The sequence below is a fragment of the Kitasatospora sp. NPDC056531 genome (assembly GCF_042794375.1).
In the GTDB taxonomy this organism is placed as follows: domain Bacteria; phylum Actinomycetota; class Actinomycetes; order Streptomycetales; family Streptomycetaceae; genus Kitasatospora.
Genome location: NZ_JBHTTU010000305.1, coordinates 1 through 2057 on the forward strand (window position 1 = coordinate 1; position 2057 = coordinate 2057).

The 2057-nt window shown below is 66.7% G+C and carries 1 protein-coding gene; it reads right to left on the minus strand.

The window, feature by feature from the left end; all coding sequences use genetic code 11:
* Positions 1 to 104: 104 nt before the first annotated feature.
* Complete coding sequence (gene ltrA, locus ACFQ87_RS45885; protein WP_380616992.1) at positions 105 to 1385, minus strand: group II intron reverse transcriptase/maturase; 1281 nt, start codon at positions 1383 to 1385, stop codon at positions 105 to 107.
* Positions 1386 to 2057: the final 672 nt, after the last annotated feature.

The following is a 2057-nucleotide window of genomic DNA, read 5'->3' on the forward strand; positions in this document are numbered from 1 at the left end:
TCGAGTAGGGTCGGGGACTGGCGCGGTGGATGAGTCTCCGTTTCCAGTCCCCGCCGCATCAAACCGGACATGCGGTTCTCCCGCATCCGGCTTTCCGACATCGTTCACCGCTGGGCATGCGCCGTCGCCCCGTGCCACTTTCCGGACAGGCGGAAGACCCCGAGCCGACTGATCCACCCGTAGTTGTAGCGGGTGGCCCAATTCCTGCCTGAGAGGCCATGTTTCCTGCTGGTGAAAATCGCCAGCCGCTCGTGGACATACTGGTCCACCGCTTCGAACTTCCGCGCAGAATTTCCCTGACGGAAGTACCCGGCCCATCCCCGGAGCACGGGGTTGAGCTCGGCCACTACGGCAGCCACCGGCCGCTCAGTCCTAGAGCGCGAGGTAGCCACGCGGACCTTGTCCCGCAGCACCCCCAACGCCCGTTGCGAGGGCCACCGGTACAGGTAGAACCTGCCCCGCCACTTCCACGACTCCACTTTCCGGTGGTGGAAGCCGAGAAACTCGAAGCCCTGCTCACCTCGGGTGAGGCAGGTAATGCCGGACTTCTCGGGGTGCAGTCGCATCCCGAGCTGCCCCAGCACTCTCGCCGCCAGCTGCTGGGCCTGCTCGGCCCGTTGTCTGGTCGGCGACAGGACCACGAAGTCATCGCAATACCTCACCAGCACTCCCAGCCGGCGGCCCTCGTCCTGCCATGCCTCATCGAGGACGTGCAGAGCGATGTTGGCCAGCAGCGGGGAGATCGGTGAGCCCTGCGGGGTTCCCGCCCCGATCGGGGAGGTCACCCCGCCCTCCAAGACTCCCATCCGCAGCCAGGCCCGGATCAGCTTCAGCATCGACCGGTCCACCACGCGCCTCGCCAGCTGAGCGATGAGTGCGTCGTGCCCGATCGTCCCGAAACAGTCCCGGATATCGGCCTCGAACACCCACTCCCGCCCTTGGTTCGCCGCGACGCGCACAGCATCGCACGCGTCGATCGCGGACCGCTTCGGCCGGAATCCGTAGCTCGCCTCGGTGAAGTGGGCCTCGAAGACCGGTTCGAGAACCAGCTTCGCGGCCGTCATCACCACCCGGTCCGCCACCGTGGGAATCGACAGCGGCCGGAACTCCCCCGGCCGCCCCGGTTTGGGAATCTGGACCTGCCGCAGCACCGACGGACGATACGCATACGCCCGCAGCTGCTCCGCCAGGTCTTGGAGGAATACATCCACCCCCGAGGCCGCCACCGCGTCGACAGTCACGCCATCCACGCCGGGGGCGCCCCGGTTCGCGCACACGACCGACCATGCCCGCCACAAGACGTCCATGCGGTGGACGTGGCCATACAGGGCATGGAACCGTCGTTCGGGTTCTTGCTTGGCACAGCGGTAGAGCGTCCACTGCAAGGCTCGGACCTTGTCCAGAGGACGCCCCACAGGACCTGTGTCCTCCCGGCGGATGGACCTAGCCGAAACGGCACTCATCCGGGCACCTCCTTGTTCGTGTCACGCATCGATGAAGCAGGGGCCCTTCGCTCCCAGCGGGTTATGTTGTCCCGCCGATCGGCACTACTACGGCCCCCTCCGACTGCCTCTCGACAGCCCGCCACTTCCCGGTTCCGCCGGTTATAGGCGAGCCACACTCCCGGGCCGCATACCCGGGGCCGAGTAGGCCCTCTCCAGTTCCCAGGACAACCCTCCGACCGTTCCACGCCCCTTACGCCGGGAGGTTCTTCGGCGCCCGCTCCAGGTTCCCGGACGCCTTCCATGGCCTTCGCCCTACGCATACGGGATCGGCACCTCCTTGGCCCACCCACCGGGCGGGGTCTGCATGTCGACGCTGCAGGCTTCACTTGATGTTGCGGACCGGTCGGTCGCACGCCCCCGAAGGGCGCTTGTCACTCCACTTCGACGCCGCCCTCTCGAACGACGCCGGGAGTCAGCTACCAGGGACCCTGGCGTCTCCCCGGACCGGACTTGCACCGGCTGGCTGCCCTGAACTTGGCGTCCGGTTACATCCCCTCCACCTCTTTCAAGTTGAGATGACGCCCGAACTCCTGGACGTACACGCGTAGTGCA